Source organism: Thermobaculum sp. T2p, from assembly GCF_059335935.1.
On record NZ_JANZYQ010000005.1, the window covers coordinates 21,798 to 44,254 of the forward strand.

General features: G+C 47.6%; 20 protein-coding genes. 4 read left to right on the forward strand and 16 right to left on the reverse strand.

The genetic code is table 11. The annotated features are described in order from the left end of the window. Window positions 1-220 precede the first annotated feature (220 nt). The gene (locus tag N2245_RS02105) at window positions 221-2,527 is read left to right on the forward strand and encodes an ABC transporter substrate-binding protein (protein WP_494535079.1); all 2,307 of its coding nucleotides are present in this window, start codon (window positions 221-223) and stop codon (window positions 2,525-2,527) included. Window positions 2,528-2,596: 69 nt separating this feature from the next. Here N2245_RS02105 and N2245_RS02110 read toward each other — a convergent pair whose 3' ends face one another. From N2245_RS02110 to pabB, 16 genes are all read right to left on the reverse strand, one after another. Next, complete coding sequence (locus tag N2245_RS02110) at window positions 2,597-4,045, reverse strand: NADH-quinone oxidoreductase subunit N (protein ID WP_494535080.1); 1,449 nt, start codon at window positions 4,043-4,045, stop codon at window positions 2,597-2,599. A gap of 45 nt (window positions 4,046-4,090) precedes the next feature. Further along, window positions 4,091-5,626 (reverse strand): complex I subunit 4 family protein, encoded by a 1,536-nt coding sequence (locus tag N2245_RS02115; protein ID WP_494535081.1) that lies wholly within the window; start codon window positions 5,624-5,626, stop codon window positions 4,091-4,093. Window positions 5,627-5,659: 33 nt separating this feature from the next. Next, window positions 5,660-7,546: an NADH-quinone oxidoreductase subunit L gene (gene nuoL, locus N2245_RS02120; protein ID WP_494535082.1), complete on the reverse strand. Its 1,887-nt coding sequence runs from the start codon at window positions 7,544-7,546 to the stop codon at window positions 5,660-5,662. 3 nt (window positions 7,547-7,549) lie between these two features. Beyond that, window positions 7,550-7,855, reverse strand: a complete 306-nt coding sequence (gene nuoK, locus N2245_RS02125; RefSeq protein WP_494535083.1) for an NADH-quinone oxidoreductase subunit NuoK — start codon at window positions 7,853-7,855, stop codon at window positions 7,550-7,552. A gap of 2 nt (window positions 7,856-7,857) precedes the next feature. Next, window positions 7,858-8,379 carry an NADH-quinone oxidoreductase subunit J gene (locus tag N2245_RS02130; protein ID WP_494535084.1) on the reverse strand — a complete coding sequence of 174 codons (522 nt, stop codon included), beginning with the start codon at window positions 8,377-8,379 and terminating at the stop codon, window positions 7,858-7,860. Between the two features lie 2 nt (window positions 8,380-8,381). After that, window positions 8,382-8,894: a NuoI/complex I 23 kDa subunit family protein gene (locus N2245_RS02135; protein ID WP_012875476.1), complete on the reverse strand. Its 513-nt coding sequence runs from the start codon at window positions 8,892-8,894 to the stop codon at window positions 8,382-8,384. Window positions 8,895-8,937: 43 nt separating this feature from the next. Next, complete coding sequence (gene nuoH, locus N2245_RS02140) at window positions 8,938-9,939, reverse strand: NADH-quinone oxidoreductase subunit NuoH (RefSeq protein ID WP_494535221.1); 1,002 nt, start codon at window positions 9,937-9,939, stop codon at window positions 8,938-8,940. A gap of 38 nt (window positions 9,940-9,977) precedes the next feature. Beyond that, on the reverse strand, window positions 9,978-12,617 hold the full coding sequence (locus N2245_RS02145; protein WP_494535085.1) for a molybdopterin-dependent oxidoreductase: 2,640 nt from the start codon (window positions 12,615-12,617) through the stop codon (window positions 9,978-9,980). A gap of 17 nt (window positions 12,618-12,634) precedes the next feature. Continuing rightward, window positions 12,635-14,377 (reverse strand): NADH-quinone oxidoreductase subunit NuoF, encoded by a 1,743-nt coding sequence (gene nuoF, locus N2245_RS02150; protein WP_494535086.1) that lies wholly within the window; start codon window positions 14,375-14,377, stop codon window positions 12,635-12,637. Continuing rightward, window positions 14,370-14,888, reverse strand: a complete 519-nt coding sequence (locus tag N2245_RS02155) for an NADH-quinone oxidoreductase subunit NuoE family protein (RefSeq protein ID WP_494535222.1) — start codon at window positions 14,886-14,888, stop codon at window positions 14,370-14,372. Before N2245_RS02155 ends, nuoF begins: the two co-directional genes overlap by 8 nt. 29 nt (window positions 14,889-14,917) lie before the next feature. After that, window positions 14,918-16,120, reverse strand: a complete 1,203-nt coding sequence (gene nuoD / locus N2245_RS02160) for an NADH dehydrogenase (quinone) subunit D (protein ID WP_494535087.1) — start codon at window positions 16,118-16,120, stop codon at window positions 14,918-14,920. 14 nt (window positions 16,121-16,134) lie between these two features. Continuing rightward, window positions 16,135-16,611 (reverse strand): NADH-quinone oxidoreductase subunit C, encoded by a 477-nt coding sequence (locus tag N2245_RS02165; RefSeq protein WP_494535223.1) that lies wholly within the window; start codon window positions 16,609-16,611, stop codon window positions 16,135-16,137. Window positions 16,612-16,639: 28 nt separating this feature from the next. Then, window positions 16,640-17,167 carry an NADH-quinone oxidoreductase subunit B gene (locus tag N2245_RS02170; protein WP_012875483.1) on the reverse strand — a complete coding sequence of 176 codons (528 nt, stop codon included), beginning with the start codon at window positions 17,165-17,167 and terminating at the stop codon, window positions 16,640-16,642. Then, window positions 17,158-17,514, reverse strand: coding sequence for an NADH-quinone oxidoreductase subunit A (locus N2245_RS02175; protein WP_494535088.1), 357 nt, complete (start codon window positions 17,512-17,514; stop codon window positions 17,158-17,160). Before N2245_RS02175 ends, N2245_RS02170 begins: the two co-directional genes overlap by 10 nt. 145 nt (window positions 17,515-17,659) lie before the next feature. Next, complete coding sequence (locus N2245_RS02180; RefSeq protein ID WP_494535089.1) at window positions 17,660-18,559, reverse strand: aminotransferase class IV; 900 nt, start codon at window positions 18,557-18,559, stop codon at window positions 17,660-17,662. Further along, complete coding sequence (gene pabB / locus N2245_RS02185; RefSeq protein WP_494535090.1) at window positions 18,559-19,839, reverse strand: aminodeoxychorismate synthase component I; 1,281 nt, start codon at window positions 19,837-19,839, stop codon at window positions 18,559-18,561. Before pabB ends, N2245_RS02180 begins: the two co-directional genes overlap by 1 nt. A 217-nt stretch (window positions 19,840-20,056) precedes the next feature. On the opposite strand from pabB, the gene N2245_RS02190 reads away from it, so the two are divergent. The 3 genes from N2245_RS02190 to nadC are packed head-to-tail and all read left to right on the forward strand — an operon-like array spanning window position 20,057 to window position 22,445. After that, on the forward strand, window positions 20,057-20,632 hold the full coding sequence (locus tag N2245_RS02190; protein ID WP_494535091.1) for a transcription repressor NadR: 576 nt from the start codon (window positions 20,057-20,059) through the stop codon (window positions 20,630-20,632). Next, window positions 20,629-21,582: a quinolinate synthase NadA gene (gene nadA / locus N2245_RS02195; RefSeq protein WP_494535092.1), complete on the forward strand. Its 954-nt coding sequence runs from the start codon at window positions 20,629-20,631 to the stop codon at window positions 21,580-21,582. The genes N2245_RS02190 and nadA overlap by 4 nt, the downstream gene beginning before the upstream one ends. Next, entirely contained in the window at window positions 21,582-22,445 is an 864-nt protein-coding gene (gene nadC, locus N2245_RS02200; protein WP_494535093.1) for a carboxylating nicotinate-nucleotide diphosphorylase, read from the forward strand. The genes nadA and nadC overlap by 1 nt, the downstream gene beginning before the upstream one ends. The last annotated feature ends 12 nt before the right edge of the window (window positions 22,446-22,457 follow it).

Genomic DNA, 22,457 nt, shown 5'->3' on the forward strand with positions numbered 1-22,457 from the left:
CTTAACACACCTTGAATGATGTGTAACGGATCAAACCAACTTGCAGTATAGGTTATCTATTTGAGACTTATGGGAAGCAATCTCTAGGGTAACTATTACTAATGCGTCAAAGTTGGAGATTAAGCTCATGTCGACTATTGACACGTCTCTGAAATCGTTTTATAAATTTTGCAGAGGTCTCAAAAATGCGGGGAGGCCCAAAAAGCAGGAGGAGTGTGTAATGTCTAACAGAATAAGTAGGAGGAGATTTCTCAAGTTCTCGGCTGTAGCGGCTGGGAGCGCGATCCTAGTGGCCTGTGGTGGAGGTACCACTGGTACCACACCCACAGCATCTACTGGGGCTTCGCCTTCCCCTTCAGCAGCTAGTCCATCCCCATCCCCATCTGGTGCCAGCCCTTCCCCGTCAGCGGCTAGTCCATCCCCTTCGGCAGCTAGCCCATCTCCTTCAGCTGGCATGACTCCGCCAGCGGTAGGGGCCACTGTGACCGCCACTACTGGGCAGCCAGAAGGTACCACGGGTGTGCAGATCATCAAGCCGCCTGCGGCACCATCCACACTGAAGGAAGCGCCGATGCTGGCTGAGATGGTCAAGGCTGGCAAGCTGCCACCTGTGCAGGAGAGGCTACCCAAGAACCCCTACGTCGTGCCTCACCCCTGGCTCAAGGAGGGCAAGTACGGCGGAAACCTGCGGCACCTTTATTGGGATGAGTGGGGAATGTCCCATTTCATCCAGGAGTCGATGTACGGCAACTCGCCTCTGAGGTGGCACAAGGATGGTCTAGCGATCAGTGGTGGTTGGGTGGAGTCCTGGGAGGCCAACGAGGATCTATCCACCTGGACCTTCCACATCAGGGAGGGCATCAAGTGGTCGGATGGAGAGCCATTCACCGTGGACGACGTCCTCTTCTGGTGGGAGGATATGTGTCTGAACGAGGAGGTCGCTGAGGGACCACCTGACGAGGCCAGGTCTGGCAAAGGGACTTTGGCCAAGTTCAAGAAGGTAGATGACTACACCTTCCAGATGATCTTTGATGCTCCGTCGCCCCTGACAGCAGACAGAATGGCGATGTGGGTCAATAGAGGTATAGGACCTAGCTGGGCAGTACCCAAGCACTATGCGCAGAAGTTCCACAAGAAGTACAACCCGAATGTCAAGAAGGATTGGGCCAACGACTTCAACTACCCTGAAGGCAAGGCTGTGGACTTTGCAACCAACCCAGAGTGTCCGACCCTCACAGGTTGGAAGCTCAAGTCCTACAAGAAGGGGCAGAACTGCGTATGGGAGCGCAACCCCTACTACTGGTGTGTGGACAAGTGGGGCAACCAGCTGCCTTACATCGACACTATGACCTCTCAGTACATACAGGATAAGGAGGTCCTAAAACTAAAGTACACCCAGGGTGAAGCTGATTGGGCTCCACACTTTATACCAGTACCGCTATCACAGATATCTATATTCAAGCAAGCCGAGCCTAGAAGCAAATTTAGAGTCAGACTATGGGACTCAGGATCGGGGTCAGGGGCAGCCATATTCTTCAGTCAAGACTTCATTGAAGATGACCTGCGAGAACTTATCCGCAATCCTAAGTTCAGAAAAGCCCTATCACATGCTGCTAACAGGAAGCAAGTACAAGCTTTGCTTTACCTAAATCAAGGGGAGCTAACCACAGGAACATTCAGTCCGAAGGCTATCGAGTACGTAATTAATGACCAGGGTAAGCAGGTCTACAAGTCCTGGCGAGACAGCGCCGTAGAGTACAACCCCGATAAGGCCAAACAGTTATTGGATGAAATAGGCGTCGTGGATAAGGACGGGGATGGATTTAGAGAGCTACCTAATGGTAAAAAGCTGCTACTTACGTTGGACTTTGGAGCAGATCAGCCGCAGGACGGAGAAGCCGTAAGAAATGATGAACTCTTAGTTCGCGACTGGAAAGCAATAGGCATAAACGCAAGGCTCAACCCGGTACCTCCTACTGGCCGCGATGATCGTTGGAAAGCTGGTAAGCTTATGTCTAATGCCGACTGGGGTATAGGTGATGGTCCCAATCACCTGGTATATCCACAGTGGCTAGTACCCATGGAGTACTCTCGATGGGCACCATTACATGGGCAATGGTACGACCTCAGAGGTACACCTAAAGAGAACCAACAGAAGAACGTTAACCCATGGCAAAGGACTCCACCAAGAATAGGTCCTTTCGATAAGGAATGTGAACCTGCAATCAAGCAGCTGTGGAAGCTGCTTGATCAAAGCAAGACAGAACCCGACTTCATGAAGAGAACTCAACTAGTTTGGGACATGATCAAAGTACATGTAGACAATGGCCCGTTTGTTCAGGGAACGGTTGCCAACTTCCCAAGAGCCGTACTAGTAAAAGATGGGCTGATGAATGTACCCACACATGAGGACCTGAAAGCCTGGGGACAGGGAGGTTTTACTGATCCTTGGATACATCCCACACCGGCTGTATATGATCCCGAGGCGTGGTACTGGGATAATCCCGAGGAGCATACCATGATGTAAGACAAAATAGGTTAAAATAAAGACCCCGGGGATTTGGAATCCCCGGGGTCTTTATTTTAAGTACTTTTCTTAGGCAGCCGACAACGCTAAGTTAAGAATGGGCATAAAAATTATGCCTAGTAGTACAGTAGCAATAGCACATATACCTAAAGCTACAGCCATATCTGGCTGTCTAGGAGAAGCCAGCGCGACCTTAGGCTCGTACATGAACATTCTCACCATCACTTTTAAGTAAAACACAGCGGAAATTATGCTAGCCACAAACACTAATACACCCAGCCAAGTATAACCACCATCCGCGGCACCCAAGAAGACGAACACCTTAGCTGGTAATCCAGCGGTCAGAGGAAACCCCATTAGGGCTAGAAGAAATATTGCCAATGCACCAGCTGCTTGTGGGAATCGAAGGAAGAGTCCATCCATCGTATCCAAAAGGGTATTACCCCCGTGATTCTCCAACCATGCAAGGATGCCAAAGGCTCCCAAGTTCATGAAAACATACACGAAAGAGTAGAATAGCACACTGGCCACAGCCATATCATTATTAGGCACCCATCCTGCAAGACCAGCTAGTATGAAACCTGTGTGTCCCACACTAGAGTAAGCAAGCATACGCTTGACATCTTCTTGAACTATTGCAACTATGTTGCCTATAAACATTGTCAACACGGCTATCACAGCTAGTACCGGCCCCCAACTACCATAGAGATCAGGTACAGCCTCTACCATCAAACGAGTCAGAGCAGCAAAAGCACCAGCCTTTACACTCACAGACATGAAGGCTGTTACCACTGTAGGTGCCCCTTGATAGGCATCTGGGGTCCACATATGGAACGGTACAGCAGCAGACTTGAATCCAAGCCCCACAATAATCAGTAGAACCGCGAAAAGTAGAGGTACCTTACTTGCTTCTCCAGGACCTAAACCAAAGGATGCGATCTCCGGATAAGTAATGCCACCTGTGATGCCAAATAGCCAAGTCAAGCCATACAGCAGGATAGCAGTCGAGAAAGCTCCAAGCAAGAAGTATTTAAGTGAGGCTTCATTTGACCTCTGATCATGCTTTGCAAACCCAGTAAGCATGTAAGTAGGAATGCTGGTAAGCTCTATGCCTATGAACAGAGTTATAAGATCATGAGCAGACGCTGCTACTATTACTCCTGCTACGGAACATAACAGTAGGGTGTAGAACTCAGATCGTCCGAGGTTTCTTATTCTAAGCCAAGAATCACAGATAAGCACCCCCAGGATACCCGATATCAGCACGGTTATAGTAAAGAATAAGGAGAATCTGTCTGTTCGCCAACTACCACCAAAAGTAGTTACAGGTGCATCGCCGAGCTGGACTAGTGTTACTATCAATGCAAGAGCTTGCCCCAGGACAGCAACAGTAGGATAAACCTTCCCCCTACTTATTGGAGTAAAGATATCGATTAGTAATACAGCACAAGCAGTAATAGAGACTATGATTATGGGAGTAAGCGCCCAAAAGTCCACGTTAGGAAGGCTTGCATTCACTTGCTAACACCCCACTCATCTCATAAGATAACCCTAACAAATATACTACCTTATTCCAATAGATGCAGCTGTGGAAACCCCTAAATGCCCCAAAAGGGTCACAAGGGAGGGCTCCATAGCCCGAAGGAAAGGCGTTGCCCATACGCCAAGTACGAAGCTCAATCCAACCAATATAGCCAAAGGTATAGCCTCCTGATATACATTCATTGGCGGAAGAGAAACCTTTGATTCAGGCTTTCCAAGATAAAAAACTCTGGCCACCATCCAAAGCATGTAAGCTGCAGACAGTATGATGTAAGCATATACTGGGAAAGCCAGCCAAGGTTTATAAAGCCAAGTGCCTAAGGTCACTAAGACCTCCCCTACAAACGCACTGAATCCAGGAAGTCCTAAGTTGGCCAGGGATAGCATTACCCACAGGGAAGCGAAAGGCCCCATTAGTGTAGCTAGCCCGCCAAGCTTCGCTATCTCCCGAGTATGCAATCTCTCGTATATGACCCCAACACCTAGGAACAATGCCCCCGATATGAAGCCATGGCTTACCATCTGAACTATAGCTCCCTGGGCCCCGTGAAGGTTGAAAATAAATATACCCAGAACCACAAAGCCCATAGAAGCTACTGAAGAATACGCTACCAGCTTCTTCAGATCCCTTTGCACTAGAGTCACCAGAGCTCCATAGAGAATAGCTATAACTGCCAAGGTTATAGGTATTACTGCTAAGTCGTGACTCGCCTCAGGAGCTAGGGGGAGAAGCCATCTTAGGAAACCATAACCACCCATCTTTAGCAGTACACCAGCCAGCAAGATGCTCCCAGCAGTTGGTGCATCTACATGAGCATCGGGCAACCAAGTGTGGAAAGGAAACAAAGGCACCTTGATTGCGAAAGCGAAGAAGAATCCCCAAAACATCCATACTTGCCAAGTATAGCTCCAATTAGGCGCTGTCCTCAGCAGATCAACGTAGTTCAGAGTAGGACCGTTTGGGGTGGATGATGTGTGTACGTAGATCGATGCAATTGCAGCCAACATGATAAGGCTGCCGGCAAGCGTATACAGAAAGAACTTAACCGCAGAATACAGTTTTCTACCATGCCCCCATATACCTATAAGCAAAGCCATGGGAATCAACGTTAGTTCAAAGAAAACATAGAAGAGCAGTAAATCAAGGGTAACGAATACCCCAAGCATACCGGTCTCAAGTACCAATAGAGCTACGTAATATTCTTTTACTCTGTGATCTATGACACCAAAGCTATAAACTATGGCTATAAATGAAAGCAAAGCGGTTAGTCCGTACAAGAGCACAGATATCCCATCTATACCAAGGTAGTATTGTAAGTTTAAGGAAGGAGCCCAGATCCACCTTTCGACCAACTGGATCTGATCTGTGCCAAAACGGAAAGAGGCCAAAGCAATAGCTGCTAGTATCAAGTTTATGCCGGAGCCTATGACGGCTATCCAACGGATAGTGTGCTTACGATTCCCCGGCACCAAAGCCGCTAGAATAGCACTAGCCAAAGGTACCAGGAGAGTCAACGTGAGTATTGGTATTCCCAACTGGTTAGTTCCGTAAGTCAAAGCATCACCCCTCAGGTAAGTCTCTGAACTAAATTACCTTTGGAAGAACAAGTAAGCTACTACCAGCACCATGCCTATACAGATCATCAAGGCATAGTTTCCTACGAAGCCCGTTTGTAGCTTACGCAGCAAAGTGCTGGAGGTAGATACCCCCTTAGCGACTCCGTTGACAGCACCATCTACTCCCTCGGAGTCTATAAACCACAAAACATTGCCCAGTGCCTTGGTGGATCTAACGAACCAGACATCATATAGATCATCAAAGTAGTACTTGTTCCAGAGTAACCTATAGACAAATGACAATCTTTCTCCCCAAACCTTGGGGTTCAAAGACGGTAGTTGCCAGTAATACACACCCAATGCCAACAAGATCCCAGCTATAGCAACCAGGGTGGCTACTGCCATCAGAACTAGGACTTCGGCAGAGAAACCACCAGCGTGAGCAGCTTCCTCACCATGCTCAAAAACTCCAGAAAGAAAACTGTGTATAAAACCATTCTCTGGAGGAACTCCAACAAATCCTGCTACTACTGACAGCACTGCAAGCACCCATAGAGGTATGGTCATAACCAGAGGAGATTCATGAGGGTGTATCTCATGTTCATCAAATCTCGGACTACCCAGAAAAGTAAGAGCTATAAGTCGAGTTATATAAAATGCGGTAAAGAACGAGGCTAAGGTGCCCAGAGCATAGATCCAATATTTGTGATCAACGAAAGCAGTTCCCAGAATCTCGTCTTTACTCCAGAAGCCTGCGAGGGGAGGTACGCCGGCAAGAGCAAGCCCTCCAATAGTCAGAGTAGCAAATGTATGGGGCATGTACTTTCTAAGTCCTCCCATCTTCTGCATGTCCGTCTCGCCGTTCATAGCATGCATGACACTACCAGCTCCAAGGAACAGCAACGCTTTGAAGAAAGCATGCGTAAACAAGTGAAAGATAGCTGACACATAGGCCCCTATACCTAAGGCAAAGAACATATAACCCAGCTGGCTTATAGTTGAATAAGCCATAACACGCTTAATATCGTTCTGAACTATACCTATGGTAGCTCCAAGCAAAGCTGTTACAAGCCCTACCACAGCTACAACGGTAAGTGTGCCTTGTGCAGCCTCAAATAGAGGATTAGCTCGAGCCACCATATAGACGCCTGCCGTAACCATCGTCGCTGCATGAATCAGTGCACTTACTGGTGTTGGACCTTCCATCGCATCTGGCAACCACACATGCAAGGGCCATTGAGCAGACTTGCCCATTGCTCCCATGAACAATAACAAAGTAATAACGGTAAGCACCGACGTAGACGCTGTATCAGCCCTCTCAAATACTGAGGCATAAGACAAGGTACCAAAAGTGACAAAGGTGAATATAACTCCAAGCCCAAAACCGAAATCTCCCACCCTATTTACAATGAAAGCCTTCAAGGCTGCAAATGAAGCCGAAGGCCTTTCATACCAGAAACCTATAAGCAAGTACGAACACAAACCTACAGCTTCCCAAAAGAAATACAGCTGCAGGAAATTATTTGCCAGAACCAGCATCAACATGCTGAAAGTGAAAAGTGGAAGATATGCAAAGAATCGATAGTAGCCTGGATCACCATGCATATATCCCCGGCTGTATATATGAACGAGCAAGCTTACTCCCGTAACTACTAGGAGCATAATAGCCGCAAGCTCATCTACATAGAAGCCAATACTAATATCAAAGTTTCCAGAATCTATCCATGTATAAAGATTCCAATCAAGATGTGTACCCGAACCCACTTGCAGGAATACCAGTATGGAGAGCAAGAAGGATAGAGCCACAGAACCAGCCGCAATTATAGTAATAAGGGGTTCTGATCTTCCCTTACCAAAGAAAAAGTTGAAACCAAAAGCAGCTAATGGCAGTAAAGGTATAAGCCAAATATAGCCCTCCAACTCCTACTCCTTCAGAATATTCATCTCACCAACATCGATTGTATTTTTATGTCTTGCAAAAGCAAGGATGATGGCTAGACCAATAGCTGCCTCGGCTGCCGCCACCGTCACCACAAATACCACAAACACCTGAGCATCAATTATGTTCAAGTAGCGACCAAAAGCAGCCAAAGCGACGTTACATGCGTTGAGCATTAGCTCAACGCTCATGAAGATCACGAGAACATGCCTACGCACGAGTACGCCTATTAGTCCTACCGTGAAGAGCGCGCCGCTGAACAGTAGATACCACTCGAGTGGTGGATGCATCTCTACAGATCCTCCTTAGCCAGGTACAAAGCCCCTATAGCTGCTACAAGGAGCAAGACCGAAGCAATCTCAAAAGGAAGCAGCCATCTAGTAAAGAGCTGCTCCCCAAGAGCCTGTACGTTACCACCAGCTTGAGCTATTGCTTGAGGAGTATCCCCTCCTCTACGCCCTGCGGTAACAATGTTACCGAAAATTACAACTATTATCTCAAGTAGAAACAAACCACCTACAACCAAAGCCACAGGTAATTGGACTCTTGCAGCCAGCATAGGGATAGGTCTCTCAGCCTGCTGTAAAAGCATCACCACAAACAGGAAAAGCACCAGTATAGCGCCTGAGTACACCAGGACCTGGAGTATAGCGATGAATTGCGCTTCAAGGAGCACAAACATCGCAGCAATATTCACAAAAGTCAGCAGCATAAAGAGTACGCAGTGCACAGGGTTACGGGCTACAACCACCATGACGGCACCCAAAAGCCCTATAACAGCAAATAATATAAAGAGCCAGGAAACCAGATCCAATTCTAAGCCACCTCTCTCTTAGGTTGTGGTGATTCCACTTCCTCCGGGAACCGCGTAACTTCTATCCACTCACCAGACTCCGTCTGTTCTACTTCGTCGTAGATCCCTCGCCCCAACTCCAGCAGTCTCTGCTTATCGTAGAGCAGATTATCTCGGCTAGTAGATGCAAGTTCAAAATGATGAGACATCTGTATAGCTTTTACAGGACATGCCTCAACACACAAACCACAAAATAGGCACCTGAGAGCCTGGATATTATAGGTTACTGGGTGCCTTCCCTTAGTAGCATGAGGCTCACTTGTCATAGTGATGACATTGTTAGGACACGCTGTAGCACACAGGCCACAAGCAGTACACTTCTCCTCACCTGTCTCAGGGTCGGTAACCAGTACTGGGATCCCGCGAAAGCGATGAGTCATCTTACGTGGCTCTTTAGGGTATTGCCTAGTCACCGGTGGCTGCAACATTTGAGACAGTACTACATAGAATCCCTTGAACCTATCTAGTAAAGCCATTTTTCGACCTCCTTATGGTCAACCAACGAAAGCTCAAGTATCATCAAAACGCCAGCTTGATCGCGGCAGTAATCAGTATGTTAGCTAAGGCCAACGGCAACATAACTTTCCAGCATAGCCTCATCAGCTGGTCATATTTGAACCTGGGTAATGTGGCTCTTAGCCAGACATAGAAGAAAATGAATATAGCCATCTTTACAGCAAACCATATTGGTCCCTCTATAGCTGTGGGCAAGAATGGAATATTGGGGCCAAGCCAACCACCTAGAAACACCGTTGAGGCTATAGCTGACACAGCCAACATATTGATATATTCGCCCAAGAAGAACATAGCGAACTGAAACCCAGAGTACTCAGTATGGAAACCAGCTACAAGCTCAGTCTCAGCCTCGGGTAGGTCAAATGGCGCCCTGTTAGTCTCTGCGATGGCACTCGTTAGATATAGTGTGAAACCTAGGATTTGAGGCAATATAAACCACTTAGGTATGAAACCCAGTATAGTACCTTGTTGAGCTTCAACTATATCCCTCAGGTTCAGACTACCAGCCATCAATAAAGCCCCAACTAGAGATATTCCAAGCGTAGCCTCGTAACTGATGAGCTGAGCCGAAGAGCGTAGTCCACCTAGAGCAGCATACTTGTTGTTGGATGACCATCCAGCCATTACTATCCCATAGACACCAAGCGAACCCATTGCAAGTACATATAACAGACCAACATTAATATCTGTGATCGATAGCACTATCTGCCTACCAAAGGCCGTAAAGGCAGGGCCAAAAGGAATAACAGCCCAAACCATTAGTGCCGGTATCAGGACCAATACAGGGGCAAGAAAGAACACAAACTTATCGGCGCTTGCAGGTAAATTAGGCTCCTTGGTCAACAGCTTGAGGCCATCTGCCAGAGGCTGCAACAAGCCATAGGGGCCAGTTCTATTAGGTCCCAAGCGCGACTGCATACGGGCCAATACCTTTCTCTCGAAATATGTCAAGTAGGCCATGGTAGTAAGCACTACCACAAAGACCACAAGTATTTTGGCTAGCATTATAGCTGCATCTAATACATCCACGCCTTAGACCACTCCTAGATCTCAGTTAGCTGTCCAGTAGAATATCCACTCATCTCCAGATGCGGCCCCCTGACTACGCCTACACCTCTACCTCTTTCCAGCGAGCTGTCAGCAGCCTTATTATCATGTAGACTCTTTAGAGTGGGGCATCGACGCGTAATCGTACCGGTTCCCTGCACATACAGAGACGGTTCCAAAGTCTCTTTGTATACCTGCGCTGCATCTGGCAAATCGGTTCTCATAACTACAGGCATAAGCTTAGCTTTGCCTATAGGGAATGTTTGAGTATACAGAATAGGATTGCCATCTGGATCATCAGTCCATATAACCCCATGGCGCTTGATGTTGTCCACGGCTAGGCTGCGATAGGCCTTACCAGGTCGCCTAGATATCTCTTTCCGTTCAGACTCCAAATCCTCAAGAGTTATACCAGAATACCTAGGCACAACGCGGGTTATCTCGGCAAATATATCCCTAGGACTCCTGTAGCCGACTTCGTACCCCATCTCCTGCATGATTTGGGTAATTACTCCCCAATCTGCAGCAGATAGTCCTCTCGCAGGGATAGCTTTGTGTAGGTACTGTATCCTGCGTTCAGCGCTGGTATAAGTTCCTTCCTTTTCTGCCCAACTACAAGCCGGAAGTACGACGTCTGCTAGCTTAGCCGTCTCGGTAAGGAATATATCTTGCACGACTAAGAAGCTTAGGTTGCTAAGCGCGGCTCTCACTTTATCTGAATCGTAACTAGATTCGACAGGATTGGCACCCATTATATACATGGCCTTGAGGTCACCTGCTAGAGCAGCATCAATCATCTGCTCTAGACCCATGCCAGGATTAGGGTCTATCTCTACCCCCCACATAGATTCAAGACGGGAACGAGCCTCATCGTCATCCACCCTAAACTCACCTGGCAGCAAGAATGGAGCACAACCCATATCTACAGCTCCCTGAGAATTGTTGGCCATCTTCAAGGCCAGTACTCCACCACCAGGAATACCTATATTTCCGGTTAGCAGTGCCAAAGCAGCTGCCCCGTAATCTACCAACTCTCCATTTGGCTGGTGAGTAAGGGAGGTGGAATAGAATATAGCTGAAGGCCTTTTATTGGTTAGATCACCTGTACCGCCAGTTGCATAGATATCTGCTACTTCTAGCAAGTCGACCTCGGAGACGCCAGTTATCCTAGAAACATTTGATGGATTTATATTGATGACCGAGTTGAGCCACGCCTCGTAGCCCTCTACCCTCTCCGAGACATAAATGTCGTCAACCTGACCTCTAGAGGCTATGATGGCTGCGATTCCCTGGAGAAGCTCAGCTTCAGAACCCTCTCGGTATCGAATTACCTTGGAGGCAAACTGTTCAAGGGGAACCTGCCTGGGAGAAGCTACGATCAATTTAATCTGATGTCGCCTGACAGCGGTTTGCAGCTTGTATGCTAGCACTGGGTGGGTTACATCAAGGTTGCTTCCTATCACCAACACAGAACCAGCATTTTCCATCACATCTAGGAAGCTATTGGTCGCCGCATCAGATCCAAACACATCTCTCAGACCCTTCTCAGAGACTCCGTGTCCACCTCCGGTGTCGTAATCGATATTGTTAGTCTGCATGACGCCGCGCACGAACTTGCCGAACAGGTAGTTCTCTTCGTTAGTGCAATGGGCTCCGGCAATAGCCCCAAAGGACCCCTTATACACAGGCAGTCTAGAAGCAATCTCTTTGATAGCCTCATCCCAGGAGGCCTCAACTAATTCTCCATCTCTCCTGATAAGAGGTGTACTCAATCTCTCTTTACTTTCTATGAACTCGAATCCGAAGAATCCTCGCGCACATAGCAGTTGATTATTAAAGCCTGTGTCTTGATTACTCGTAATCCTCTTTACCCGACCGGTTTCCTGCTCGACGTTTATGTCCATCGAGCATCCTACAGAGCAGAAGGAACAAACTGAAGGCACGTGGGTAAGGAACCAGGCTCGAGCTGTATCGTGGTAGGAGGTATTTAGCAGAGCCCCCACCGGACAAACTTGAATACAAAGCCCACAGGAGACACAAGGTGACTTCTTAAGGTCCTCACCAAAAGCAGCATCTATATAGGATCTGAATCCTCTCTGGGCCCAAGACAGGGCTGTGGCCCCTACCAACTCATCACACACCCTGACACATCGGCCACAAAGGACACACCTATCACGCTTTATGGACACAGACTCTGAGAGCATTTCTAGCTCCCAGCTTATCTTAGGCCTACGCAAAGGATTATTCACCCTCACCTGCGAAAGGTAAGCATGGTTTTGAAGATCGCATTCTCCAGACTTATCGCATACTGGGCAGTCAAGAGGATGATCAACCAGTAGAGCTTCAACTACGAATCTTTGTGCCTCCCTAACCTTGGGAGATCGGGTCTGTACAACCATCCCCTCGCTAACCGGCGTAGAACAAGAGATGTCTATACTTGTACCCCTACGGGTCGTAATCTCCACCATGCACATACGGCAGGCACCGAAAGGCCGCAGATCAGGATACTCGCAGAAGGTAGGGATATGAATCCCTGCTTTGCGGGCAGCATGAAGGATAAACGTACCTTTCGGAACGGTAACCTGCTTTCCGTCTATAGTAAGTGTGACTTGCTCGATGTTATCCTGCTGAGACATGATATTCCCTTCCAACTCTAGGCTGTTGCTTCAGCGGGTATTAATTCCAGCACTCTTCTCTCGCGCACCGGAGTCATCCTGCAAACACCTGCAGGGCAACGCTTCTCACGTATGTGAGCCTCGACCTCATCACGGAAATGTCTCAACACGCTCAAGACCGGAATGGGTGCTGCCTGGCCTAAACCACAGAGAGAGTAAGCAATAATATCCTCACTAGATTGTGTAAGTCTATCAATATCTATTTCTTCTCCGAGGCCTTTCATTATACGGTCTAGCATAGCTAGCTGGGCACTGGTACCTATCCTACAAGGTACACACTTACCACAGGACTCATCTCTGTTAAAGCGTGTGCAATAGAAGGCAAGATCCACCATGCAGGTTTTTTCATCGTAGATGATGTAACCACCTGAGCCCATCATAGAGCCTTCAACTTCAAGAGTCCCAAACTCATTAGTCAGATCTAGGGTGCTTTCAGGAAGGGCACCTCCAGAGATACCACCAGCTAAGACGGCTTTGAACTTAGCTCCATTACGCATGCCCCCACCAGCAACGAACAGCAGATCACGCATAGTAATACCCATATCGGCCTCAACTAGACCAACATGGTTTATGTCTCCAGCTAGCGAAAACACCTTAGTGCCGGTACTGTTTTCAGTGCCTATTGATGCAAACCACTGAGCACCTTTGGTAATTATGTGAGGTACGTTAGCGAGCGTTTCCACGTTGTTCACAACAGTCGGCTTGCCCCATAGACCTGCCTCAGCTGATCTTGGCGGCTTGGTCCTAGGAAAGCCCTTCTGACCTTGAATACCATATATAGCTGCGGAAGCCTCTCCACTAATGTAGGCCCCTGCACCAGGTACTACCTTGATATCAAAGTCAAAACCACTACCGAGTATGTCCTTCCCCAGGAGTCCTACCTGGTGCATCCGTCTGATAGCCTTGTTTAGTCTTTCCATAGCAAGAGGATATTCGGACCCCACATATATGTATCCATCATTTACACCTACTGCCCAGGCGGCAATCATCAGGCCTTCAATTACGGCATAGGGATCTCCCTCAATAAGCCTCCTATCCTTGAATACATTAGGCTCTCCCTCGTGCGCGTTTACTATGACATACTTGGGTCTATTGCGCTCAGAGCGAGCACTCTCCCACTTGATACCAGCAGGGAATCCCGCGCCTCCCCTACCGCGTAAGTTCGAGGCCTTGACCTCTGCGATTATCTCATCTTGAGACATCTCAAATAGGGCTTTCTCCAGAGCTGAGAAGCCACCGAGAGCCAAATAATCCTCTAGGCTTTCAGGGTCCTGCCAACCACAATTGGCAAGAAGTATCCTATGCTGTAGCCTCCACCAATCGGTAGCGGACAGAGGTTGTATGCCTTGAAAGTATTCATCGGAGAAATTTGCGTAAGCCATATCCGCGCGATGCTTACCCCTCTTAAGGGTTGACTCCAGAAGCTCTGGCACTTTGTCGACAGTTACGTGCTTATAAAGCACCCTTGGTTGTCCGGGCAGCTGAATATCTACTACAGGCTCAAGCCAAGTAGTACCGAAGGCACCAGTTGGTTTCAAGAGTATCTCAACACCTAGTTTTTTTGCTTCCTGCTCGATAGCACGATACGTATCCAGAGATCCACAATAGATACCACCGGAGTCAAGACTGACCCATATGACTGGCTTGTCAGCGGAAACAACTTCTCGATTCCAATTTTCCTCACATTGTTTTCGAAAGCGGATGAATTCCTCCCTATTCATGCTCTTCCTCCGCACCATGCTCCGGTGGATTAGCTATAAGGGCTCTGAGCTCTTCCGGAGATAATGGACCATAGATATGATGATCCAACTCAACTAGTGGAGCTCTATGACAGACTCCAAAGCAGAAATCAGCCCTTCTCAGGGTCCATTCACCATCCGGTGTAGTCTCGTTGTATGGTATTCCTAATACGCTCTGAGCAACCTCTCCTAGCTGAGGCCCCCCCATGAAATAGCAAGCTGCTCCCTCACAGATCCATAGCATCCTCTTCCCTCTGGGCTCTGTACTAAAGTCGGAGTAGAAGGACACCACATTGAATATATCTGTTTCGGGGATGTGCCACCTCTCTGAGATTATGCGCCCCGCATCTTCTGGTATATACCTGTAAGCAGCCTGAATCTTGTGTAGGGCTGGTATAAGGGATTCCATGGGATCCTGCCCTTCAAACTCATCCAGGATGCTGTTTACACGGGCTCGATCCTCTTCTGATCCTGTCCAAGTATCTCTTACCATCCTCAAGGAAGTCACACCTCCCAGGCGAGTTATCTATCTACCTCGCCAAGAACTATGTCTATACTACCTATAACAGCCACCACGTCTTGCACAGAGCCTCCCTCAGACATCCTAGGCAAAGATGCTAGATTGTAATAGCTTGGAGCTCTGACATGCATCCTGTAAGGTTTATTGCTACCATCACTCACTATGTAATATCCGAGCTCCCCCTTCGGAGCTTCGACGGCTTTATATATCTCGCCCGGCGGAGCATTGAACCCATGGATTGTTAGCACGAAGTGCCTTGTCTGACCCTCTATGGTAGTCATCGCATCAACCTTACGCGGTAGTACATATTCCGGAAGATCAGCGACGTAGGGGCCATCAGGCATCTGATCAACCGCTTGCCTTATTATCCTAAGAGCCTGCTTCATCTCCTCTACACGGACGAGGTATCGATCGTAAACATCCCCGTTAGAGCCCAAAGGCACATCAAAGTCTATCCTGTCATACACCTGATAAGGTTGTGCTTTGCGCACATCATAATTGACACCTGAACCCCTAAGGCACGCCCCTGTAAGACCGAAGCTCACTGCATCCTCAGCACTGATAACTCCGACACCTCTAGTTCTCTCTATCCAGATAGGGTTTTCGGTCAATAATGCCTCATATTCGCCAATCCTACGAGGCATTACTCGCAAGAAATCTTCCAAATGATCCAACCAGTTGTCAGGTAAGTCTGCAGGCATACCACCTATCTTCATCATGCTGGTAGTGAGTCGGGCACCACAGTACTCTTCGAAGAGACTCATTATCATCTCCCGCTCACGGAAGCAATAGAGGAAAACAGATATAGCCCCCACATCCATTGCGTGTGTGCCCAGCCAGACTAGGTGGCTTGCAATACGTGCCAGTTCTGCCATTATGACGCGCATGTATTTAGCGCGATCTGGGATCTCGTCTTCTATACCTAAGAGCTTTTCTACAGCTTGAACGTATGCCAGATTATTAGAAGGAGCGGCTAGGTAATCCATTCTATCCGTATGAGGAACGTTCTGATAATACTTATGAACCTCTCCTAGCTTCTCAGTACCACGATGTAGGTAACCTACGTACGGTGTGGCTTTCTTGACAGTTTCACCATCAAGCTTGAGCACTACTCTCAGCACCCCATGCGTGCTCGGATGCTGAGGCCCCATATTGAGCTCCATTTCCTCTTCTTGAAGCTGATGGATCTCGTATCTAGTGTTCATCGCCGCCCCCTCGATTACCTAAAAGGCACATTCTCGGCCGCCCAGATGCCATAGCCGCCTATGGGGAAATCTTTTCTAAGAGGGAAACCATCCTGCCAGTCCTCAGGAAGCAAGATCCTACGTAGATCAGGATGGCCATCAAAAACTATACCAAACATGTCGTAGGTTTCTCTTTCCCCCCAGTTAGCCAACTCCCACAGCCCAGTTAGAGAAGGCACATGTTGACCATCGTCCACTCGCACCTTCATACGTAGAGCATGATTGAGAGGGATACTATATAGGTGGTATACAACGTCGAATCTCGGTGTTCTGCCCAGCCAGTCCACCGCTGTCACATCAACCAAGTAGTTGAACTGCATGGTTGGGTTATCACGAAGTACACGAGCTATATCTATGAGCCTATCCACAGGGACAACTATAGTAGTTTCTCCTCGAAAGACGGTAACTTCTTCTATAGCTCCAGGAAACAGTTCCTGAAGCGTATTGATTATCGGTAGAGGCTGCTCATTATTACTTTGATTACCTTGTGGGTTGGAGCTTGGGTTCTGGGTCAATGGGAGCCTCCTTCACCTGTCTGTCACCACGCTGGATCATACCTTGAAGCTGGAGTATACCGTAGAACAAAGCCTCAGGCACTGGTGGGCAACCTGGGACATAAACATCTACGGGGACTACCTTATCCACACCCTGCAAATGACTATAGGTAGGATATGGGCCACCAGCACTTGCACAACTACCCATAGATATTACCCACTTAGGATCAGGCATCTGATCATAAAGCCTACGCAAAACCGGGGCCATCTTTAGGGTAACAGAGCCTGCTACTATCATTAAATCCGACTGCCTTGGAGATGGCCTGAACAACATCCCAGATCTTTCCATGACATCGTAGTTAGCAGCACTCGCGGACATCATCTCTATTGCGCAACACGCAAGACCAAAAGTCATAGGCCAAAGCGAGCTCTTGCGTGCCCAGCCAAAGATAGCTCTCTGGGTGGCCTCCAGCAAGTTGCCTCTTTTGTTTCCATTCCTAGTATTTACGACCATTCCAAAGCCCCCTTTCGCCACGCATAGGCATAGGCTATGAGTAGCAATACTATGAACAGCAACATCTCTACCAAGCCATACAGACCTATGCGATCGTAGACCACTGCCCATGGATATAGAAAGATAGCCTCTATATCAAATAGCACGAACAACATTGCGACGGTGTAATATCTTATGTCGTATCTGTGCTGAGCAGTACCAGTAGGTTTGATGCCGCTTTCGTAAGTCTCGGCTTTCACTGGATTTGGTCTCTTAGGAGAAAGTGCGTAGCTAAGAGCTAAGGCAGCTATTGCAAATGCAGCCACCAACAGGAAGAGGACTCCAATAGGCACATAATCTGTTAGCATCCCCGTACCCCTCGAGAGCAAACACTGTTCACTTTGTGAATTATATCACAATCTCTTGAGCTGATAACCGGTCCATGGCAGTTATACCACTACAGAACTAGCTTTTCCAGTTAGTCAGGTTAAAACCTCGCAAGGGGATCTTTTATCACAAGCTTACAGACCCCTCCCAACGGAAGAGTGTCTTGTACAAGTCTATATCTTTCTCAAGTTCTCTCCTAATATCTAGAGTGATCTCTCCTGACTCCCCCTCACCGATGCGATTGCCGTTTATACTATCAACACCCAACACGCCTATTACCGAATTGGTTATGAACACTTCATCAGCAGATAGAAGATCCTGTAAGTACACTTTTCTTTCCACAACAGGTATATCAAGGCGATGACTCAGTCTATCCAACAGTATCCTCCTCACAGTTCCATTCAGAGCACCAGCACTAAGCGGAGGAGTTATTAGTTTTCCTTCGTGCACTATGAAGACATTCGCACTGGTAGTACAAGCAACCTCGCCGTTGATATTAAGCATGACTGCATCGTAAGCCCCCGCCTCAGAAGCCTCTATTCTAGCCAAGATGTTGTCAAGGTAGTTACAAGACTTGATACGAGAGGTAGGAGAGAGGTTATTGCGCGCTATCGATGAGACTATGAGACTTACTCTACTTGTATCTTCTCCGGATAAACGATCTTCGTGCGGGGAGGCATTTATAACCATAGTTGGTTCGGGATTTGGAGGTGGCAGGACTCCTCGTCTACCCATCCCGCGAGTAACTGTAATTCTTACTACCGCATTACTTAGTCCGTTAGCGGCAATAGTATCCCCTATGTAAACTAGTAGTTCATGATCCGTGTAATTAAAAGGTATCCGCAGGACGCTGCACCCGACCCTTAATCTTCCCAAGTGGTGCTCTACGTAGAGTGGTATACCGTTAGAAACTCTTATAGTTTCAAATACTCCATCACCTAGAGTAAAACCTCGATCGCTCGGGCTTATCCCCACATAGGATTCCTCACTAAGCAAGAATCCATTGATCCAGATCACAGCGCTCATCAGTTGATAGTTGCCCCCATGGATGCGATTATCGTGTTGGCTTTAGCCATAGTCTCGTGATATTCTGCCTCTGGATCAGAATCAGCAACTATACCCCCACCAACTTGTAGCAAGAGTTTACCGGCATCATAAATCATAGTTCTTATCACTATGCTAGTATCCATATCTCCAGTAAAGCTTAGGTATCCAATGCTTCCGCAGTACACCCCCCTCCTGAACGGTTCAAGCTCTTCGATTATCTCCATTGCCCTTATCTTCGGACATCCAGTAACAGATCCACCGGGAAAAGCTGCATAAAGGACGTCGAGTGAATCCAAGCCATTTCTGATCCTTGCTCTTACCGTGCTTACCATCTGCCATACATGCGAGTATCCCTCAATAGCAAACAGATCAGTAACCCTTACAGAGCCTATCTCAGCCACTTTCCCAAGATCATTCCTAAGCAAATCCACTATCATCAAATTCTCAGCCTTGTCTTTGTTGCTATTGCCTAGCTCCAAAGCCATCGCTTGATCCTCACCAATAGTGATACCCCGTGGTCTGGTACCCTTTATAGGCCTAGTCTCTATCATCCCTTCACGAATACTAAGAAACCTTTCGGGCGAGAAACTTAGAATAGCCTGCTGGGGATCTAGCTCCAGGTACGCAGAATAGGGCGCTGGAGCTCGGCTCCGCAGGTAAAGATATAGTCCCCAGGGATCTTCTAGATAGTTGGCTTGTAGCCTGTGCGAAAGGTTGACTTGATATATGTCACCTCTTCTTATGTAATCCTTTGCCTTGAGTATCATTTGAATGTACTCTTTATGTGAAGTCTCACACCAAAACCTGATGTGTGAATCAGGACGGTATATACTGCCCTGATCGGATGGAGACCTCTCTAGCCTTGCCAAGACTTGTTTTGCCCTCTCGTTAGCATAGGCTCCATCCCAAAGAGGCAAGCCTGTGGAAATGAGCCACGCTTCATTAGAGATATGGTCGAAGGCTATAACCCAATCATAAAAACCCACCCACATATCGGGAAGAAATACATCCCTCTTCGCCAAGTTAGGTAAATGGACTAGATGACGTCCCAGATCATAACCCCAGTATCCAGCTACCCCACCTTGAAAGGGAGGTAATCCATTCAGACGCTCGAGCCTTAAGCTCGCAATCATAGAACTGAGCACGTCCCAAGGATCATCTTCTAAAGAGCTTTGGGATTCGGACTCAACTAGGATCTTTCTCCCATCGGATCTCATTTGGATGAAAGGATCGGCAGCAACATAGGAATACCTACCCATACGCTGGTTTGCAAGACTACTGTCAAGAAATACAAAGCCAGGTAAACCTCTTAACCTTAGTGCAGCCTCAATAGGGCTTATATTCAGCTTGATTACAACAGGGGTATACTTGTCGCCCATACAAGTCAAGTTTAGCGTGACAAGAGCATAAATACTGTAATTACAGTTGATATTACATGTGTAACAACAGTATACTATCGTGAGATAGGGGGTAACTATGAACAAAGGCGAAGAGAGAAGATCCAGGTTATTAGATATATTACGTCAAGCCGGGGCCGATCCAGTTCCAGGTTTCAAGCTTGCGGAGGAGCTGCGGACAAGTAGGCAAGCTATAGTTCACGATATAGCTCTACTCAGATCAGCAGGCGAGCCGATAGTAGCTACCAGTAGAGGGTACATGCTAGCTACTGCTCTAGCGCCGGGTATGCAGAAAATAGAGGTCGTTGTAAAGCATAGACCCGAGGACACTCCCAAGGAACTCTATAGTCTGGTGGATGTAGGCGTACGCATAGTAGACGTAGCAGTACTTCACCCTATATATGGCGAACTGAGAGGAAGGTTAGAGTTGGACTCCCGAGCAGATGTTGAAGAATTCCTTGAGAAGGTTAGCTCCTGCAAGGCACATCTTCTATCAGAGCTTACGGATGGTCTGCACATGCACACTCTGGCAGCTCGAGATCGTAAATACTTAGATGAAGCGCTAAAGGTACTGGAACAACTAGGATTCCTTATCAAGGATGATTCACAAGATGAGACTGAATTAGAAGCTTTGGCGGAGGCTAGAAGCAGATGAGCATTATCATTAGCCCCACTCCTCGTATAGAGCTTGCAGATAAGATCGAGCATCTCAAGAAGGAGCTAAATGCCGTAATCTTAGCTCACTACTATCAGGAGCCTGAGATACAGGACGTAGCCGACTTCATAGGTGATTCTCTTCAGCTAGCACAGAAGGCTAAGGGTACGGATGCTGATGTGATCGTCTTTTGCGGTGTCCACTTCATGGCAGAGACCGCGAAGATTTTGAATCCTGATAAAAAGGTTCTTTTACCCGATCTACAAGCTGGATGCTCATTGGCGGATAGTTGTCCAGCTGATGAATTCAAAGAATTCATAGAGAGGCATCCAGGACATGTGGTTGTCTCCTACATAAACACTACAGCAGCTGTAAAGGCCCTCTCGGACATAATATGCACCTCCAGCAATGCGGAGAAAATAATACGGAGTATTCCTGAGGATCAACCTATCATATTTGCTCCAGATCGACACCTAGGCAGTTACCTTATAAGAAAAACTGGACGTGACATGGTACTCTGGCCTGGTACCTGTATGGTGCATACCCTGTTTTCCGAACGGAAGATTAGACAGCTAAAAATAAGGTATCCAGATGCCGAGGTGCTGGCTCATCCAGAATGTGAGGAGAGAGTATTACAACTGGCTGATTATATAGGTAGCACAGCCAAACTGCTCGCCAGAGTAAAGGAAAGCCCTGCTCAAAGGTTCATAGTAGCTACTGAGCCTGGGATCATTCACCAGATGCAGATCCTAGCTCCTGAGAAGACTTACATTCGAGCCCCAACAGAGGGCGCCGCTTGTGAGGCTTGCAGTGAATGTCCGCACATGAGGCTAAACACCCTTGAAAAGGTATACCAGTGTATGCTCAACGGATACCCAGAAATCCAAATGGAAGAAGAGCTAAGAGTTAGAGCTCTTAGGCCCATAGAGAGAATGCTGGAGATTAGCTGATGGCTTACTACCAGAGCTTGGTAAGGGAAATAGTAAAAAACGCTCTACACGAAGATTTAGGTTATGGAGATCCGACGTCCGAAGCGACCATACCAGAAGATCTAGAAGCCTGTGGAAAAATTATAGCTAGGGAAGACTTGGTAGTCGCTGGCTTAGAAGTAGCTAGGGCAACATTTGAGGAAGTACTAGGAAACAACCTGATATTCGAGTCGTTTACTAACAATGGGTGTGCTGTTAGCGCCGACACCTGCATTGGATATGTAAGGGGATCTGCTAGAGGTCTGCTTGCAGCAGAAAGAGTAGCTCTGAATTTTCTCATGCGGTTGTGTGGCATAGCTACACTGACTAGACAATACGTAGAAGCTGTAAAGGGCACTAAAGCTAAGATTGTGGATACCCGCAAAACAACTCCAGGACTAAGAACTCTCGAAAAAGCAGCGGTAATAGCAGGAGGTGGAAACAACCATAGGTTCGGGCTTTACGATGGCATACTAATCAAAGATAACCACATATCTCTAGCTGGCGGTGTAGAGCAAGCCATTAGAGCTGCTAGGTCCAGAGCCACCCACACGTTCCGGATCGAGGTGGAAGTAGAGGATATGGATCAACTTCATGAGGCATTAAGAGCTGGGGCTGATGTTATCCTCCTTGACAACATGTCACCCCTACAGGTCAAAAAGGCAACACAGCTTATAAAAAGCTTTGATAACAGAGTAATCGTGGAGGTATCTGGGGGCATCAATCTAAGCAATGTGAGGGACTACGCAGAAGCTGGCGTAGATATTATATCCGTAGGTGCGCTGACCCACTCCGCAAGGGCTATGGATATATCTTTCGACATAACTCCAGTGACAAACCAATAAAGTGAGGATGCA

Bases quoted from the DNA above. Each gene is read 5' to 3' on its own strand.
- N2245_RS02170 (WP_012875483.1), bottom strand. From the start codon at position 17,167: ATGGTCGTAAATACTAGGAATGGAAACAAAAGAGGCAACTTGCTGGAG.
- nadA (WP_494535092.1), top strand. From the start codon at position 20,629: ATGAGCATTATCATTAGCCCCACTCCTCGTATAGAGCTTGCAGATAAG.
- N2245_RS02180 (WP_494535089.1), bottom strand. From the start codon at position 18,559: ATGAGCGCTGTGATCTGGATCAATGGATTCTTGCTTAGTGAGGAATCC.
- nuoH (WP_494535221.1), bottom strand. From the start codon at position 9,939: ATGCTAGCCAAAATACTTGTGGTCTTTGTGGTAGTGCTTACTACCATG.
- nuoK (WP_494535083.1), bottom strand. From the start codon at position 7,855: ATGCATCCACCACTCGAGTGGTATCTACTGTTCAGCGGCGCGCTCTTC.
- N2245_RS02105 (WP_494535079.1), top strand. From the start codon at position 221: ATGTCTAACAGAATAAGTAGGAGGAGATTTCTCAAGTTCTCGGCTGTA.
- pabB (WP_494535090.1), bottom strand. From the start codon at position 19,839: ATGGGTAGGTATTCCTATGTTGCTGCCGATCCTTTCATCCAAATGAGA.
- nuoD (WP_494535087.1), bottom strand. From the start codon at position 16,120: ATGAACACTAGATACGAGATCCATCAGCTTCAAGAAGAGGAAATGGAG.
- N2245_RS02145 (WP_494535085.1), bottom strand. From the start codon at position 12,617: ATGTCTCAGCAGGATAACATCGAGCAAGTCACACTTACTATAGACGGA.
- N2245_RS02155 (WP_494535222.1), bottom strand. From the start codon at position 14,888: ATGGTAAGAGATACTTGGACAGGATCAGAAGAGGATCGAGCCCGTGTA.
- nuoF (WP_494535086.1), bottom strand. From the start codon at position 14,377: ATGAATAGGGAGGAATTCATCCGCTTTCGAAAACAATGTGAGGAAAAT.
- N2245_RS02175 (WP_494535088.1), bottom strand. From the start codon at position 17,514: ATGCTAACAGATTATGTGCCTATTGGAGTCCTCTTCCTGTTGGTGGCT.
- N2245_RS02135 (WP_012875476.1), bottom strand. From the start codon at position 8,894: ATGGCTTTACTAGATAGGTTCAAGGGATTCTATGTAGTACTGTCTCAA.
- N2245_RS02190 (WP_494535091.1), top strand. From the start codon at position 20,057: ATGAACAAAGGCGAAGAGAGAAGATCCAGGTTATTAGATATATTACGT.
- nadC (WP_494535093.1), top strand. From the start codon at position 21,582: ATGGCTTACTACCAGAGCTTGGTAAGGGAAATAGTAAAAAACGCTCTA.